The sequence below is a fragment of the Streptomyces collinus Tu 365 genome (genome assembly GCF_000444875.1).
Taxonomy (GTDB): domain Bacteria; phylum Actinomycetota; class Actinomycetes; order Streptomycetales; family Streptomycetaceae; genus Streptomyces; species Streptomyces collinus_A.
In genome coordinates this window covers 4281125-4297027 of record NC_021985.1, presented here as the reverse complement: position 1 = coordinate 4297027, position 15903 = coordinate 4281125, and the positions used below count along the sequence as shown (strand labels likewise).

Annotated in this window: 11 protein-coding genes, 2 tRNA genes and 1 pseudogene; 6 read left to right on the top strand and 8 right to left on the bottom strand. The window is 72.1% G+C overall.

Translation table 11 applies throughout. From position 1 onward, the window contains the following. Positions 1 to 20: 20 nt before the first annotated feature. Both B446_RS18725 and B446_RS18720 read right to left on the bottom strand, forming a co-directional pair. Positions 21 to 4502 carry a PAS domain-containing protein gene (locus B446_RS18725; protein ID WP_078614749.1) on the bottom strand — a complete coding sequence of 1494 codons (4482 nt, stop codon included), beginning with the start codon at positions 4500 to 4502 and terminating at the stop codon, positions 21 to 23. Between the two features lie 258 nt (positions 4503 to 4760). Then, positions 4761 to 5303: an SSI family serine proteinase inhibitor gene (locus tag B446_RS18720; RefSeq protein WP_020941008.1), complete on the bottom strand. Its 543-nt coding sequence runs from the start codon at positions 5301 to 5303 to the stop codon at positions 4761 to 4763. Between the two features lie 182 nt (positions 5304 to 5485). On the opposite strand from B446_RS18720, the gene B446_RS18715 reads away from it, so the two are divergent. Beyond that, positions 5486 to 5576 (top strand) — tRNA-Ser (locus B446_RS18715). A 214-nt stretch (positions 5577 to 5790) separates the two neighbouring features. Beyond that, positions 5791 to 5863 (top strand) — tRNA-Arg (locus B446_RS18710). Between the two features lie 77 nt (positions 5864 to 5940). On the opposite strand, the pseudogene B446_RS18705 reads toward B446_RS18710, so the two are convergent. The 6 genes and pseudogenes from B446_RS18705 to B446_RS18685 all read right to left on the bottom strand — a co-directional run. After that, positions 5941 to 6875: pseudogene (locus tag B446_RS18705) on the bottom strand (tyrosine-type recombinase/integrase); the annotation flags it as partial. 85 nt (positions 6876 to 6960) lie between these two features. Continuing rightward, positions 6961 to 7191 carry a hypothetical protein gene (locus B446_RS18700; RefSeq protein ID WP_020941006.1) on the bottom strand — a complete coding sequence of 77 codons (231 nt, stop codon included), beginning with the start codon at positions 7189 to 7191 and terminating at the stop codon, positions 6961 to 6963. A 617-nt stretch (positions 7192 to 7808) separates the two neighbouring features. After that, positions 7809 to 8738, bottom strand: coding sequence for a helix-turn-helix domain-containing protein (locus B446_RS41160; RefSeq protein WP_419184160.1), 930 nt, complete (start codon positions 8736 to 8738; stop codon positions 7809 to 7811). A gap of 759 nt (positions 8739 to 9497) precedes the next feature. Then, entirely contained in the window at positions 9498 to 9848 is a 351-nt protein-coding gene (locus tag B446_RS18695; protein ID WP_234967517.1) for a hypothetical protein, read from the bottom strand. A 240-nt stretch (positions 9849 to 10088) separates the two neighbouring features. Then, positions 10089 to 11363, bottom strand: coding sequence for a lanthionine synthetase LanC family protein (locus B446_RS18690; RefSeq protein WP_043475962.1), 1275 nt, complete (start codon positions 11361 to 11363; stop codon positions 10089 to 10091). Between the two features lie 114 nt (positions 11364 to 11477). Then, positions 11478 to 11969 carry a MarR family winged helix-turn-helix transcriptional regulator gene (locus B446_RS18685; RefSeq protein ID WP_043475959.1) on the bottom strand — a complete coding sequence of 164 codons (492 nt, stop codon included), beginning with the start codon at positions 11967 to 11969 and terminating at the stop codon, positions 11478 to 11480. An 81-nt stretch (positions 11970 to 12050) separates the two neighbouring features. Between B446_RS18685 and B446_RS18680 the strand changes: the two genes are divergently transcribed. The 4 genes from B446_RS18680 to B446_RS18665 all read left to right on the top strand — a co-directional run bounded on the left by B446_RS18680 (position 12051) and on the right by B446_RS18665 (position 15896). Then, positions 12051 to 12410 (top strand): HGxxPAAW family protein, encoded by a 360-nt coding sequence (locus B446_RS18680; RefSeq protein WP_020941002.1) that lies wholly within the window; start codon positions 12051 to 12053, stop codon positions 12408 to 12410. A gap of 123 nt (positions 12411 to 12533) precedes the next feature. Next, on the top strand, positions 12534 to 13406 hold the full coding sequence (locus tag B446_RS18675) for a DUF2797 domain-containing protein (RefSeq protein WP_043475956.1): 873 nt from the start codon (positions 12534 to 12536) through the stop codon (positions 13404 to 13406). A 118-nt stretch (positions 13407 to 13524) separates the two neighbouring features. Beyond that, on the top strand, positions 13525 to 14265 hold the full coding sequence (locus B446_RS18670; RefSeq protein ID WP_020941000.1) for a response regulator transcription factor: 741 nt from the start codon (positions 13525 to 13527) through the stop codon (positions 14263 to 14265). Next, positions 14262 to 15896: a sensor histidine kinase gene (locus tag B446_RS18665; RefSeq protein WP_020940999.1), complete on the top strand. Its 1635-nt coding sequence runs from the start codon at positions 14262 to 14264 to the stop codon at positions 15894 to 15896. Before B446_RS18670 ends, B446_RS18665 begins: the two co-directional genes overlap by 4 nt. Positions 15897 to 15903: the final 7 nt, after the last annotated feature.

Genomic DNA, 15903 nt, shown 5'->3' with positions numbered 1-15903 from the left:
GCGCGCCCCTGAGGCGCGCCTCAGTTGGTGCCGATCCCGGCCAGCAGGTCGACGATCCGCGTCTGCACCTCGGCGCTGGTGGACCGCTCCGCGAGGAACAGCACCGTCTCGCCCGAGGCCAGCCGCGGCAGGTCGGCCTGGTCGACCGCGGCGGTGTAGACGACCAGCGGGGTGCGGTTGAGCTGCCCGTTCGCGCGCAGCCAGTCGATGATCCCGCTGAACCCGGCCTGCCGGCGGTGCACCTGCATCAGGTCCATCACCACGAGGTTGGGCCGGAACTGCCCCGCCAGTGTCACCGCGTCGTTGTCGCTCGCGGCCCGCGCCACCTGCATCCCGCGCCGCTCCAGCGTCGCGGTCAGCGCCAGCGCGATCTCCGCGTGCTCCTCGATGAGCAGGACGCGCGGCGGGTGCTGCTCGCTGTCCCGCGGCGCCAGCGCCTTCAGGAGCACGGCGGGGTCGGCGCCGTACGCCGCCTCGCGCGTCGCCTGCCCGAGCCCGGCCGTGACCAGCACCGGCACCTCGGCCGCGACCGCCGCCTGGCGCAGCGACTGCAGCGCGGTACGGGTGATCGGACCGGTCAGCGGGTCGACGAACAGCGCGGCGGGGAAGGCCGCGATCTGGGCGTCGACCTCCTCGCGCGAGTGCACGATCACCGGCCGGTAGCCGCGGTCGCTCAGCGCCTGCTGGGTCGTCACGTCCGGCGCGGGCCACACCAGCAGCCGGCGCGGGTTGTCCAGCGGCTCCGGCGGGAGCTCGTCGTCCAGCGGCTGCGGGCGCGGGGTGTCCGCGACCTCGACCGCACCGCCGGGACCGTCCAGCGGCTCGGGGCCCTCGGCCGCGTTCGCGTCCGGGGCGCCTATGGCGTACGACCGCCCGGCGCCCTCGGTGGCCGGGGCGAGCCGGGACTGCCCGGCGAGCGAGGGCTGCGCGGGCGGCTGTTCGGCCGCCGGGTGCGGACGGGCCGCCTGCTCCGGCTGCTGCTCCTGCTGCGCTGCCGGGTCGGGGCGCGTGCCCAGCTTGCGCCGGCGGCCGGAACCGCCCGGGGCGTGCGGGGGCGGGGTCGCCGTCGGCAGCTGCACCTGGGCCGCCTGCCGGGCGAACGGCACGCCCTGGCCCAGCGTGCGCACGCTGATGGCCCGTCCCTGGGTGGAGTTGGGGTCGACCGCCGCTCCGGACGCCTCGGCGGGCAGCGGCTGAGCCGCCCGCTGCGCACCGGTGTGCTCCGGAGGGAGCGGGGTGCCGGGCGCGGGGGTGGCGGAGCCGGGCTGCGCGGCCGGGGGCGCGGCACCGGGCCGGGGCGCCGGGACGCCCGCGCCGGAGGTGCCGTCGCCGCCGGACCACTGCTGGGGCACCGCGGGGGCGGCGGCCTGCGCGGTCTCCGCCGGAAGCGGCTGACCGGCGGCCTGAGGCGCGGCCGGCTGAGCCGCCGGACCGGGCACGGAGGGCGCCTGCTGCCCCTGGGGCACGGCGGCCGGAGCGGGCACGGGCTGCGCGGGCACCGGCCCGCCGGGGGCGGCGGGCTGCGGCGGGACCTGCTGTCCCGGCGCGACCGGCACGCCCTGACCCAGGGTGCCCTGGGCGGGCACGGTCGCGTTCGGAACGGCGGCCCCGGGCGCGGGGGCCTGGGGCGCACCGGTGGGGGGCACCGCCGCGTTCGGCACGGCGGTGGGCGGCACGACGGCCGGCTGACCGGGAGCCGGCGGCGCCACAGCGGCACCGCCGGGACCGGCCGGAGCCGCGGCGCCCTGTGCCGGGGCCGGGGCACCCTGTGCCGGGACGCCGGCGCCGGGCGCCGGGGGAACCTGTCCGGGCTGGACCGGAGTGGCCTGGACCGGAGGCATTGGGACCGGAGCCGCCTGGACCGGAGTGGCCTGGACCGGAGGCATCGGGACCGGAGCCGCCTGGGCCGGGACGCTTCCGGTGACCTGGCCCGGCGCGCCGGGGGCGGCGGGCGCCGCCTCCGCGGCCTCTCCCGGGTGGGCCACGGCCCGCCTGCGGCGGCCGGTCGGCGCGCTCGTGGGGTGCGGCTGCGGCGGGGTGTGGTCCTCGGCGTGGTCGAGCGGTACGGCGTCGTGCCGCCCGTCCTGACCGGGCGCCCCGTCGGCGGGCCCCCGCACCTGGCCGGGCACCTGGGCGCCCGGGGCCACGGCCGTACCGGCACCCGGCGCGGCGTCCGCCGGCTCCGGGGAGCGGTCGGCCTCCGCCGGGGGCAGGGCGAACACCGTGCGGGCGCCCGCCTCCTGCGCGGCGGCCCGCTCTGCGGCCGCGGCCAGCGCGCGCCGGCGCCGTCCGGTCGGCTGCTCGCCCTCGGCCTGCGCGGTCCCGTCCGGCCGCGCACCGGCCGCCGGCAGCGCGGGTGGCAGGGCGGCCTGCGGTTCGTCGGCGTCGCGCCGGGCGCGGCGCCCGGTGGGCGCGGGCACGCCCTGCGGCGGCACGGCCGTGCCGCCGAGTCCGCTGCCCGTGGCGGCGGTTCCCGCGGCGTGCTCGGCCGCGGTCATCACGGCACCCTCGGAGACACCCGGGTCCGCGTCGGTCTCGGCGGGCCGGCCGCGGCGCCGTCCGGTCCCGCCGGACCCGGTCTCCGGGCTCTCGACGAGGGCGGGCGCCGCCTCGACGGCGGCCGCCGCGCGCCTGCGGCGCCGCCCGGTCGGCAGGTACTCCCCGGCCTCGCCGTCGCCCGGGTCACCGAGGACGTCGCTCTCCAGGAAGGCGTCCGTGGAGCCCCGCCGGGCCCGTCGCCGGCCGCCCGCGTCCTGCTCGGCGGCCATCTGGCCGTCGGCCGGCCCGGGTGCCGCCTCCAGGGCGTTGCCGGGGGCCGGCGCCGGTACGGCGACCGCCCCGGCCCCGCCGCCGAGCGGGACCTCCAGGACGTACGCGCTGCCGCTCATGCCGGGCACGTCGTGCGTCTGCAGCACGCCGCCGTGCGCGCGCACGATCCCGCGCACCATCGGCTCGTGCACCGGGTCGCCGCCGGTGTACGGCCCGCGCACCTCGATGCGCGCGACCTCGCCGCGCTGCGCGGCCGCGACCACGACCGTGTTGTCCAGGTAACCGCCCGCGGACACGGGCGTGTTGCCGGTGGCGTCGACGCCCGCCACGTCCGCGACGAGGTGCGCGAGCGCGGTGGCGAGCCGCTGCGGGTCGACCTCGGCCTCGATGGGCGGCGCGTGCACGGCGAACTGGACGCGGCCGGGGCCGATCAGCTCGACGGCCCCCTCGACGCCCGCGGCGACGACGGCGTCCAGCATCACCTTCGTACGGGCAATGTCCTCCAGGCCCGCGTCGAGGCGCTGGTAGCCGAGGACGTTGTCGATGAGGGTGGTGATGCGCGAGTAGCCGGCCGAGAGGTGGTGCAGCACCTGGTTGGCCTCGGGCCACAGCTGCCCGGCGTCGTCCGCGGCCAGCGCGGCCAGCTCGCGGCGCAGCTCGTCCAGCGGGCCGCGCAGCGACTGCCCGAGCAGCGTGAGGAGCTGCTCGTGCCGGCCGGCCAGGGCCTCGTACCGGTCCTTCTCCCGCTCGCCGAGGGCGGCGTACCGCTCCTCGCCGGCCGCGAGCTCCTCCTCGTGCTTCTCCCGCAGTTCCTCGACCTCGGTGACGTGCTGCTGGCGCAGCGCGGTCAGGTCGGAGGCGTGTTCCTCGGCGAGCCGCTCCAGCTCCTCGGCGTGCGCCTTCTCCAGCGCGTCCTTCTCCTCGGCGAGGGAGTCGTAGGGCCGCCGGTCGGTGAAGGTCATGACCGCGCCGACGAGCTGGTCGCCGTCGCGCACGGGCGCGGTGGTCAGGTCGACCGACACCTTCTGGTCGCCCTTGGACCACAGCACCTGGCCGCGCACCCGGTGCTTGCGCCCGGAGCGCAGGGTGTCGGCGAGCGGCGACTCGTCGTACGGGAAGGGGGAGCCGTCGGCGCGGGAGTGCAGCACGAGGGTGTGCAGCTCCTTGCCGCCCAGCTCACCGGCCCGGTATCCCAGTATCTGGGCGGCGGCCGGGTTGACCAGGACGATCCGCCCGTCGGTGTCGGTGCCCACGACGCCCTCGGACGCGGCCCGAAGGATCATCTCGGTCTGCCGCTGCGAACGGGCCAGCTCGGCCTCGGTGTCCACGGTCCCGGACAGGTCGCGCACGACGAGCATCAGCAGCTCGTCGCCGGTGTAGCCGTAACCGTCGTACGCCTGCTGGCCGTTCTCCAGGTTCGCGCTCGTGACCTCGACCGGGAACTCGGAGCCGTCGGTCCGGCGCGCGACCATCCGGGTCGGCTTGGTCCGGCCGCGCGGGTCCATGTGGTCGGGCCGTCGCATCGAGCCGGGGATCAGGCGGGAGTCGAACTGGGGCAGCAGATCGAGCAGCCCGCGCCCCACGAGCGCGGTGCCCGGCGCCTCGAACGCCTCCAGGGCGATCGTGTTGGCGTTGACGACGGTCCCGTTGGCGTTGACCAGGACCAACGCGTCGGGCAGCGCGTCGAGTATGGCTGCGAGGCGAGCAGCGCCTCGGGATGGCCTGCTGCTCACGAGACGCTTCCTCCCTGTTACCGCACCTAGCCGACCGCTCGGGCCATCTTGCCAACCGGCCCGCGGCGTGTCACGCGAGGGAGTCTAAGGGCTTCGGTTGCGCTCGCGACGCCGGATGAGAGGGAGGTCGCACGAGGAAGTGACGGCGAACATGTGACCGCATGCTTCCCCGGCGGGGCTCACGGGCCCCGGCTCCGCAGGTCCTTCGCCGGTCCTTCACGAACCGGGCGATCCCTCGGTAATCGGCCGCGGGCGACGTCACGCGGGTTGCAGCGGGTGCTGCCACGGGGAGGTTCGCGAGGTCGTCCACGAGGGCGTTCCCGGGGCGGCACCGGCCCGCGGCAGGAACGGGACCATGCGGTCCCACCGCGCGATCTCGCACCCGTTGCCGCGGTCGTAGCGGGCGTCGACGGGCCGGCCGGCCCAGGTGCCGGTGACCCGGGCGGTGGCCGGGCCGCCGTAGAGCATGGTGCAGACGCTGTCCGGGGGCACCGGGGCGAAGGTGTCCCGGCCCCACTGGGTGTTCGCGTCCAGCACCCGGCAGGCGCCCGCCGGGTCCGGGTGGTGGCCGGACTCCGGATGGCAGAACAGCTCGTACCGCCCGTCCCGGCCCGGCCCCGCGTGCCGCACCACGAGGGTGAGGTGGTCGCCGGCGCGGTCCTCGGGACGCACGGGCGTGGGAGCGGCGGCCGCGGTCGCGGCGGGTACGGCGGTGAGCGCGGCCAGGGTGACGGAGGCGGCGGCGAGGGCGGCGGCCCGGGCGCCCCGCGGGAGGACCGGCATGACAGAGAGGGAGATCATGTGTCGCTCAACGCTCCCGCGCCCCGCACGTTGCGCCGGACACGCGCCCGCCGTCCCGCCGGGCGAAGCCCTTTGCCCTGCGACCCCCGCGCCTAGTACCGTGGACGTCGATTGGTGACAGCACGCTCGACTGTGTCATCATCTGCACGCACCGTTCGCGCGCTCGCGTGAGTGGTTGTGCTGGAGGCGTCGCCTAGTCCGGTCTATGGCGCCGCACTGCTAATGCGGTTTGGGCCTTAAAGCCCATCGAGGGTTCAAATCCCTCCGCCTCCGCGCCTGATCCCGAAGCCCCGGTCCCCTGGACCGGGGCTTCGGGCGTTCCCCGGCACGTGCCCGCCGGCCCCCGATCCGGGCCGGATCGACGTTTTCGCAGGTCACAAGGGGTGTGCGGATCGGATTTCACATGGCGGCGGCAGTCATGTAATGTTCTTCCTGTCGCCGCGAGCGGGCCGAAAGGGCCGGGAGCGAAGGCAAAACAAAAGAACAAGCACTCGTAGCTTAACGGATAGAGCATCTGACTACGGATCAGAAGGTTGCAGGTTCGAATCCTGCCGAGTGCACACAGACCAGAGGCCCCGGAGAGATCCGGGGCCTCTGGCGTTTCAGGGTCGTACAGCAGCTGAGTACAGCAACGGCATCAGCCGGCGCCGCCCATGGCATCGGAGAGCTTGCCGAGAGCGGCCCGCACCTCTTCCTCGCTGGCTTCGGCGTAGACCTCCATCGTCATGGCGATCTGCGAGTGCCGCAGGATCCGCTGGGCCACCTTCGGGTGCACCTTCAGGGCGACCAGGAGCGAGCTGCAGGTGTGCCGGGTGTTGCGGAGCGGGATCACCCGGAGCCCGGCGCGCCGAGCCCGCAGGGCGAACATGCGGGTCAGGTTCCCCGGCTCGATCGGCGTTCCGTACTTCGTGGTGAAGATCAGCCCGCGAGTGTCCTGCCACAGTTCCCCGGCCGCCTTCCGGTCCCCGGTCTGCTGGGCCCGCCGCATCCGGAGCGCCCGGAGGCAGAACTCGGGGAGCGGAAGGAAGTCGTCGGACTCCTCCGTCTTGGTCTCCCGGTGGAGGATCTGCCGGCCCGCGCGCTGGATCTGGTGATCCACGTACAGCTCACCGGCCTCGAAGTCGATCGACTGCCAGGCACGTTCTTGGTGATCTCCTTCTCGGTCACGGCGTGCGTGAGTGCGGCCCGCAAAGCGTCTCGGGCGGCCTGGACGACCCGCCGGTTCGGATAGGCCTCACAGCATTCCCCGATGGCACAGCACCGCCGACGCGGCTCGGCGCGCTTGGCGTCCTTGCTCTGAGCGCAGCACTGGCAGATGCCGGCCAGCTTGGTCAGCCACTCCCGTACGTCCCGGACGGTCAGCTTGTCGAGCCGCTTCCCGCCGAGGTGCGGATTGATGTAGAGCCGCACCGAGCCCTCGTACGACACGTACGACAGCGGAGCGAGGTGGGGCTTCACGATCGACTCGAGCCAGTAGGACGGGAACGCCTGCACCGTGCGGTGCCGGGTCTGCACCGGGCCCCTGCTGGCTTCACTGTGGAGCTTGATCCATTTCTCCTGCGTCTCCTCGCGGGGTGGACGCGACCCTGGTCCTTAGCAGGCGGAGCCGACCGCAGCGGTGCCGCGGTCGGCTCCTATAGCGCGTACCCCTGGCCGCCTACCCGGCGCTGCCCTTGCGGATGAAGGTGGCGATCGCCATACCGACCATGAAGGCTCCGACGGCCGCACTGCAGCCGGTGACCGTGGCTGCGTACAGGGTCTGATGACCGACAAAACTGCCGTAGAGGCCAGCGATGAAGCCGACATCCCCCGCGCCGAGCCCCATCGAAGTGACGAGAGTCGCGTTCGATACGTGCTGCCTCAGGGGCGCGGCCTGTGTACCGTCCATTCTGGGTCCTGTTCTCTAAGCGGACTTCGGCCCATCAGGACCCGTCGGTGATGCTGTGGAAGGTGCGCCGACGGGTCCTTGCGGTTGAGGTGAATGTTGCTGCGGACCCTGGGTGGAACGCCAACTAGAACCACCTGTCTGTAGCCAATCCCACACTTTCGCCAAAGAGGGCATTTGACTCAAAAGTGGGCGACAACTTCAACGACAGGAAGCGGTACCACCGGGGGGTATACGGTAAAAGTGCAGATCAGGGCCACCGATTGACTGGTAGATGCCATCTCTCGCCGCGTCAGGGGAGATTTGGAGCTGTATCGGGTCAACGCGCCTTCGGGGCACAGCCTGTGCCGACCAGGGGTGCACAGGTCTCCACCGTCAGACCGCATTGCTGGGCATTGCGGTCCTGGCGCGGCCGCAGTCCTCACGCAGCACCTTCGGCGGTTCGTCGTCCCCGCCCTCGGCCACCAACTAGCCGCTGGTGTAGAGCAACGAGGTATAGCAACCCCAGCAACCGGCTGCCACTAGCGAGCGTGCGGACCTTGGAGAGCCCCTGGCCTGGCCACTACACGGCCTGTAGGACAGGTCAATCGCCGTTGCGCACTGCGACGGGTGCCGATTACTCACGGGTCAGTGCCGCCGTCTGCATCTTCCCCCAGCGCGTGAAGAACGGAACTCGTTAGTACACGCAACAGCGACCAGTCCAACGGGAAGGGAAGTCTTTTCACCATTACCCCCCTCAAAGCCTCTTCGATTCGCCCTGATACATCATTAGCAGGGTTCGACACAGAAACCCTCCACGACTCGGGAGGATCACCCCAAAAAGTTCGCGAATTCGAGATACGCCTGAACTCAACTTGGCTGCGAATGTACATATCTATCTCTGCGCTCGGAATGTTGTATCGCTCGCAGACCCGAAATATCTCCTCAATGCCGAGTTGAACGTACTGCCTGGCACCCGCTGGCAGTCTATACATCCCACCCAAATGACCATTTCTACTTCTTCTATCACGCTCAGCTCGCTCCCATGCCTCATCCCATGCTTGGACCGAACTCTCCGTCTCGCCGCAGGTTCGCGCAAGCTCGATTGTTGAACTACGGCTGAAATTCTGACGCCCACTGAGAGCATCACCGAGCGTGCTTCTGCGGAGCTTGACGCCCCGCTGCTCAGCCATCTTTTCGACCTGCCGCAAGGTCAACCCTTTCCGCTTCATGAGACGCCCCAGAGCCCTGCGCAACCCGTTGTGAGTGGTAACGTCATCGGGGTGAATCAACATTGCCGCGAAGCCGGACAAAGAGTTTGCTGATTCAGCCTTCCGCCATACTTCCTCAGCAGCCGTGATGTCCGATCCGCAGCCTCGAACGAATGCTTCAAAGACTTGCCGACTAGGCATTTCAAACCCTTGCGTTGCGCGATGCAGCGAAGATTTCGAGATGAATGTCAACGCGGCAAGCTCTCCGAAACTGAGGCCGGCGCGATACTTTTCCCGAATCAGCCAGGACTGTAATGGGCCAGTCCGCGCATTTCGATCTAGCGTTCCATATCGCTGCACCTATACCCCCTCGCCAGGCAGCTATAAAGTCGTAAACCCGCTTCCGTGGAACAGGAAGAGCGTGGCAATGAGGAGGCATCCCTGTCCACCGAACCAAACTTTTTGTCCGGGACGTCCAGCAGTTATCAGGCGTAAGGACCTGCGACGATCTAGACGTTCGCGCTGGTCGGAGGCGCGTGGGAGCCGAGTCGTCCCAAACCTGTCCGGTCTCAAGGTAGCGTCGACGGTGTGCTGGCCGTGCTCTATCACTTCTACGCGAGGCTGACCAAGAGAAGTTCGGCTCAGGCGAACGACCTGATCCAGGAGGCACCGGAGGAGGCTGAGGACGCTGTCTGGGGTTTCGGTCCGTCTCGGGGCCGTCCAAGGCCACACAACAGTGACCAACGGCGACCGCAGTGACAGAGGTCCCAGGCGACGCCGCCAGGTCACGTCCGTTCCTCTGCGACACCCGTCCAGCGTTCAGCCTTGGCCGTGCCACAGCCATGCCAGGTTGGGCGGGGAATCACGGGGAACGGCGGGCAACGAGCCGCCAGCGTCGAGGGGCTCCAGCCCGCTCCCCCGCTGATCAGAAGCCCAACTGCCTCTAGGGGAAACGAGCTTTCCAAGCTGAGGGCACGCCGCGGTGGTCACGCGCCGGCCGCTGCGGCTTGCTCTGGTCGACGGCGTCAGTAGCGTGGCTGAGCCCGGTGGGGGTACGGCGAGACACACGCGCGCCTGATCGTTTCGACGGCCGCCGTCGTCGCTGACGTCGGCTGAGGTTCAGACGTGGGTCCGCCGCACGCTGGTGCACGCGATCAGCCTGCTGCCGTCTTCGGTCAGGAACAGCATGAACGTACAGGAGCCATCGGCAGCCCTGATCTGTCCCAGGCGAACAGGCTGCTGATGCAGACTGAGTAGCTGCACGGTGCGTTCCAGGTTCGTGGTCTGGGCGCCCCGGCGACGCGTGAGCCGCAGCCGGCGTCCATAGACAAGGGCGAGCGACTGGGCCGACGTAGCCCCGTCCCAGACCATGTAGGGGCCGCCGCAGCGGAGCGCCGCCAGAGCGGCTACAGACGCCTCATCGCCCCCGACCAGCAGTCGTTCGAGTCGTTCCCGCTCCACACCCGTCACCCCCACCCGGATCCTGCTGTACAGCAGCCGGATGCAGCAACCACAGCAACCGGCCCCACCCCGTAGCGCCCCCTGGAGGCCAGAACGCAACCTGTATGACCGTCTCCGACCCATCTCTCTAGAGCTGCGGATCAGAAGGTTGCAGGTTCGAATCCTGCCGAGTGCACACAGACCAGAGGCCCCGGAGAGATCCGGGGCCTCTGGCGTTTCAGGGTGTACGGCAGCCGATCGACCGGCAGGTCAGGGGCCGCTCACCTGAGCAGGTACCGGGGGCTGATCCGGCCAGGCGAACGCGTAGCGGGGATCGCCTCCGCGGCTCAGCCGCACGAAGCGCAGGAGTTCGCGGACGATGCCCGCGTTGCCCATCGCCCAGCCGGTGCACGGTTCGAGTTCGCTCGGGGTGGCCCGGTGCTCGACGTTGGACCAGCGGGCGCCGCCGGTGTCCCGGGTCGCGCGGGCGGCGAGGTCCGCGACGAGGACGTGGGCGAAGTCGTGGGGGTCCTGCTGTTCGGCGATCCGGTCGCAGGCCAGGGCGAGGACTCCCGCGGTGCCGCAGCAGCGGCCGTTGTTGTCCCAGAAGCCGGGTCGCGGCCGCCGGGGCAGGCCGGAGTGGGTGACCGTGTGCCAGCAGCGGTCGGCGAGGGCGGGCCAGGCGGGGTCGGCCGTGAGGTCCCGCAGCAGTCGGAAGACCTGCGCGTCGCCGGCCGGGCCGTGGCACCAGCCGTAGCTGATGGGCTCGATCAGATCGGGGCGGTACTGCGGGGTGGAATGCGGCACCAGGAAGCCTTCCGGTCCCGCTTCGTCACGTGCCACGACGTCCGCGGCACCGGCCAGTGCCAGCTCGACCAGGTCCGCACGGCCGGTGGCCCGGCCGACCCGGGCAAGCGCCAGGACGATGCCGAGCGTGCCGTGCGAGATGTGGTGCAGGCGGGAGTCGACGCCCGTGCGGTGGGCCCAGTGGACGCCCGCCGGGGTCCGCTCCGCCGTCCGCAGATACGGCTCCACCGCGAGGACGGCCAGTTCGGCGTCGCCGGCCAGGAGCGCCCCGAGGCCGATCCCCGCGTTGCCGCCCATCAGCTCGAACGGATCGCCCCAACGCGTCCCGTCGAAGCGTGACCGCACGATCTCCAGTGCGCGGTCCGCGGCGGCGCCGGCGGCCGTGTCACCGAGTTCGTCGTGAACGGCCCTCAGCGCGAGAGCCATTCCGGTACGGCCGAAGTAGAGGGAGTCGCCGTCGATGCCGTCGACGGAGTCCGCGAGGCCGCGGGCCGCGCGCAGCGCGGTGTCGGCGTAGGAGTCGTCTCCGAAGTGCCGCCACGCCTCCAGCAGCACGGGGACGATCCCGGCCGTACCGCTGTAGAGCATCGGGTTGAGTTCGTCGTCCGAGGGCCTGGTCGTCCAGGCGAGGCCTCCGCCGGCGGTTTCCCGCACCGCCGCGGTCAGCCACCGCAGCCCGTCCACGGCGAGCCCCTCGACCTCGTCGACCGTCACGACCATGGCTTCCGGTGCCGTCATGGGCTCACTCTCGCATGATCTCCCGGAGCCGCCCAGGGGCAGTGGCCCTTGGCGGGGTGCCACGAAACCGCCCCAGGGGGACGGTAGTTCGGGTCTCGTTCGGGCCCCGGTGTGTCAGCACTCCTCCTCGGGGTCGTTCCGGTTCAGCTTCTCCAGGTAGTCGTGGGCCAGGGCCGTGGCCCGGGTGAACCAGTCGGTGATGATCGCCAGTTCCCCGGGGGAGTAGTCGGCGAACAGGGCCGTGAGGCGCCGGTAGTGGCCCGCGTACACCGCCTCGACGCGGGTCACCGCCTCCGGTACGGCGGCCACCCGGACACGCCGGCGGTCGGCGGGGTCGGGGCGGCGGGTGACGTAGCCGGCGCGTTCGAGGCGGTTGAGGATGCCGGTCACCGCGCCCGTGGTGACGTGCGCGCGGGCCGCGAGGTCGCCGGCCGTGAGCAGGTCCTCCCCCGCCTCCAGCACGAAGGCGAAGCACGTCAGGTCGGTGACGTTCAGGCCCAGCCGCCGGGCCAGTTCCTGTTGCCCGATCAGGTGCGCGGCGATGAGGTGGTCCATTGCCGACAGCGCCTGCGCCGGGGAGGCGGGCGGTCGGGGCGTGCCGTCCATCTTCCAGAATCCCTTAGTTCGTGAGATATTCAGTTCGGTAAATCTCTTAGCCCGTGAGGGAATCTCTCCCGGAGGCACGTCATGAGTCTGTACGAAGAGGGTCACACGATCGCCGGCTGGACCGGTGTGGCCGTCGCGACCGTCGGGAGCGCCGTGGCCGGGGCCGGGGTCTGCGCCTCCTCGGCGCCCACCCTGGTGGGCGGTCTGGTGCTCGTGGCCGTGAGCGCGCTGGTCACCTGGGCGCTGCACCTGACGGGCTGGGGGAAACCGCCGGGCATCCGGCCGAGGAGCCAGTGGAGCATGCGGGTCCGTGACGAACAGGCCCGGTACGGGCACCCCGGGTGTCTCGGCTGCCGGATGGCGGGGCGGGGCCGGACCGCGGTCGCCGTGGTGCCGCAGGGGGTCCGCGTCGAACCGCTCCCCGTACCGGCGGCCGACTGATCTCCGGCTCGTGCACCGGGTGATCTCCCGCGCCGGGTCAGCTCCCGCGCCGAGCTCCGCCCGCCGCCCGCCGCCCGGCCGCGGGGCGCCCGTTGTCGTACCCGCCTTCTACGCTCAGCGGTGATGGCACGGACATGGAGCTGCTCGGGGCTGCGCTGGACGCCGGAGGGTCCCGCACTGGTGTGGGACGGCGGACGGCGCAGTGCGCTGTCCTGGGGCAAGCGGGTCGCGTTCGCCGTCCCCGGCGGCTCGGTGCGGCACTGCGTGGGCGCCCGCGGGCACGCCTGTCCGGTGCGGGCGGCCGTGCCGGAACGGAGCACCGGGGCCCGGTGCGAGGAGTGCGCACGGCTCGACCGGGCGCACTCGGTGGCGGCCGACACCCTCGCCGACGATCCGCGGCCCTACCGGGTGTACCTGGCGTGGTTCGGGCCCGGCATGGTCAAGGTCGGCATCACCGCCGTCGGACGCGGGCCCGCGCGGCTGCTGGAGCAGGGGGCCGTCTGCTTCAGCTGGCTGGGCACCGGACCGCTGATGGCCGCCCGGCGCGCCGAGGAGTTGCTGCGGGCCGCCCTGCGGGTCCCGGACCGGATCCCGTACGCCGACAAGCGCGCGGTGCGGGCGGTGCTCCCGGTGACCGAGGACGAACGGGCCGCGGAGGTGCGCGCGTTGCACGCCCGCGCCGTCGCGCTGGACGGGTGGCCCGAGGCGCTGACCGCCGAGCCGTGCCGTCCCGTCGACCATGTGCGCGGCTTCGGGCTGGCCGATGCGCCGGCCGCCTCCGGCGCCGTGCTCCGGCTCGTCGCGGGCGGTGCCGTCGGCGGCCGGCTGGTCGCCGCCGCCGGGCCCGACCTGCACCTGGCGGTCGCCGGACGGGAGTCCGTGGTGCTCGACACCCGGTTGATGACCGGCTGGGAGCTGGTCCCGCTGCCCCCGGCGGACGACGTACTCACCTTCCCCGCAAGGGAGTTCGCAAGGGAGCAGGACGGCCTGTTCTGACGCACGGTCCGCCCCTGCGGGGCACCCAGGCGTTCGCTGTAAGGCTCCTGTGCGTTTCTCAGGAGAATCACAGATTCGTGAAAGCGTGTTCTCAGAGGATCCCGACAGGGTGTCCGCCATGACCACGACCTCGCCCCAGGGGCGCACCGGACTGCTGAGGCCGGACGGGAGCCCCGTCCGCGTGCTTGTGGTGGACGACGAGCTGTCGCTCACCGAACTGCTGAGCATGGCCCTCCGATACGAGGGCTGGCAGATCAGGAGCGCGGGCGACGGGCAGGGCGCCCTGCGGACCGCGCGCGAGTTCCGGCCCGACGCCGTTGTCCTGGACATGATGCTGCCGGACATGGACGGCCTCTCCGTGCTGGGCCGGCTCCGCCGCGACCTGCCCGACGTGCCCGTCCTGTTCCTCACGGCCAAGGACGCCGTCGAGGACCGTATCGCCGGACTCACCGCGGGCGGCGACGACTACGTCACCAAGCCGTTCAGCCTGGAGGAGGTCGTCGCCCGGCTGCGGGGTCTGATCCGCAGGTCCGGGGCCGCCGACCGGCGCTCCGACTCCGTCCTCGTCGTCGGCGACCTCAGCCTGGACGAGGACAGCCACGAGGTCGCGCGGGCCGGGGAGTCCATCCACCTCACCGCGACCGAGTTCGAGCTGCTGCGCTTCCTGATGCGCAACCCCCGCCGGGTGCTCAGCAAGGCGCAGATCCTGGACCGGGTCTGGTCCTACGACTTCGGCGGCCAGGCCAACGTGGTCGAGCTGTACATCTCCTACCTGCGCCGGAAGATCGACGCGGGCCGCGAGCCCATGATCCACACACGGCGCGGCGCCGGTTACCTGATCAAGCCCGCCGTGTCATGAGCGGACGACGACGGCCGCGCCCGCGGCGGCGGCGCGCGGCCCAGCCGCGCACCCTGCGGACCCGGCTCGTCGTCGCGTCCGTCGCGCTGATCGCCGTGGTGTGCGCGGTGATCGGCACGGTGACCACGCTGGCGCTGCGCTCGCACCTGTACGACCAGCTCGACCGCAAGGTGTCCGAGATCGTCCAGCGCGCCACCGGCCACCTGCAGCAGGGCCCGGACGCACCGGCTCTCCCCGGCCCCGCGCCGCGGACGGACGACACCCCGGCCGAGAAGGTCGGCAACCTGCTCACCAAGGGGCCCACCCAGCGCAACACCGTCGCCGCCTACGTGCGCGGCGGCGCGATCAGGAGCGCCGCCGTCTCGGAGCAGCTCGACTACGGCAACGGCTTCTTCCGGAGGATGCGCGCCGACAGCCTGAGCACCGCGCAGAAGAACGCCCTGAACACGGTGCCCAAGGACGACAGGGCCCACACCGTGGAGCTCCCCGGGCTCGGCCACTACCTCGTCCGCTACCGGGTGGCCGTGGACAGCGCCGACGCCTTCTACGTCGCGCTGCCCACCAAGGACGTCGACGACAACGTCGACGCCCTGATCCTCATCGAGGCCAGCGTCACCGTGGCCGGGCTGGTGGCCGCCGCCATCGCCGGGTACGTGCTCGTCGGCGTCGCCACCCGCCCGCTGCGCAAGGTCGCCGCCACCGCCGGCCGGGTCTCCGAACTCACCCTCCATACCGGCGAGGTGAACCTCAGCGAACGGGTCCCGGAGTCCGAGTGCGACCCGCACACCGAGGTCGGCCGGGTCGGCGCCGCGCTCAACCGGCTGCTGGACCACGTGCACGGCGCCCTGCAGGCCCGCCAGCAGAGCGAGACGCGGGTACGGCAGTTCGTCGCCGACGCCAGCCACGAGCTGCGCACCCCGCTCGCCTCCATCCGCGGGTACGCCGAGCTGACCCGGCGCGGCCGTGAACAGGTCGGGCCCGACACCCGGCACGCCCTCGGGCGGATCGAGTCCGAGGCCGGCCGGATGACCCTGCTCGTGGAGGACCTGCTGCTGCTGGCCCGGCTGGACGCCGGCCGCCCGCTCCAGTTCGAGCGGACCGACCTGGTCCCGCTGATCGTCGACACGGTCAGCGACTCCCGCGCGGCCGGCATGGACCACAACTGGCGGCTCGACCTGCCCGACGAACCGGCCCTGGCCACGGCGGACGCGGCACGCATCCAGCAGGTGCTGGTCAACCTGCTGGGCAACGCCCGCAAGCACACCCCGCCCGGCACGACCGTCACCGCGCGCGTGCAGCGGCGCGGGCCGTGGATGTGCGTCGACGTCGAGGACGACGGGCCCGGCATACCGGCGCAGTTGCTGCCGAACGTCTTCGAGCGGTTCGCCCGCGGGGACTCCGCGCGCTCGCGTGCCACCGGATCGACCGGGTTGGGGCTCGCCATCGTGCAGGCCGTCGCCACGGCGCACGGCGGTGCCGTGACCGTGGACAGCGTGCCCGGCCGCACCGTGTTCACGGTGCGCCTGCCCGCGGCCGCTCCCGCCGTCCCCCGGCAGGCCGCCGGATCCGCCGGGCGGTCCCACTCACAGGCACAGCACAGCACCACCACATGGGTGCGACAGGGCGCCTGACGACAGT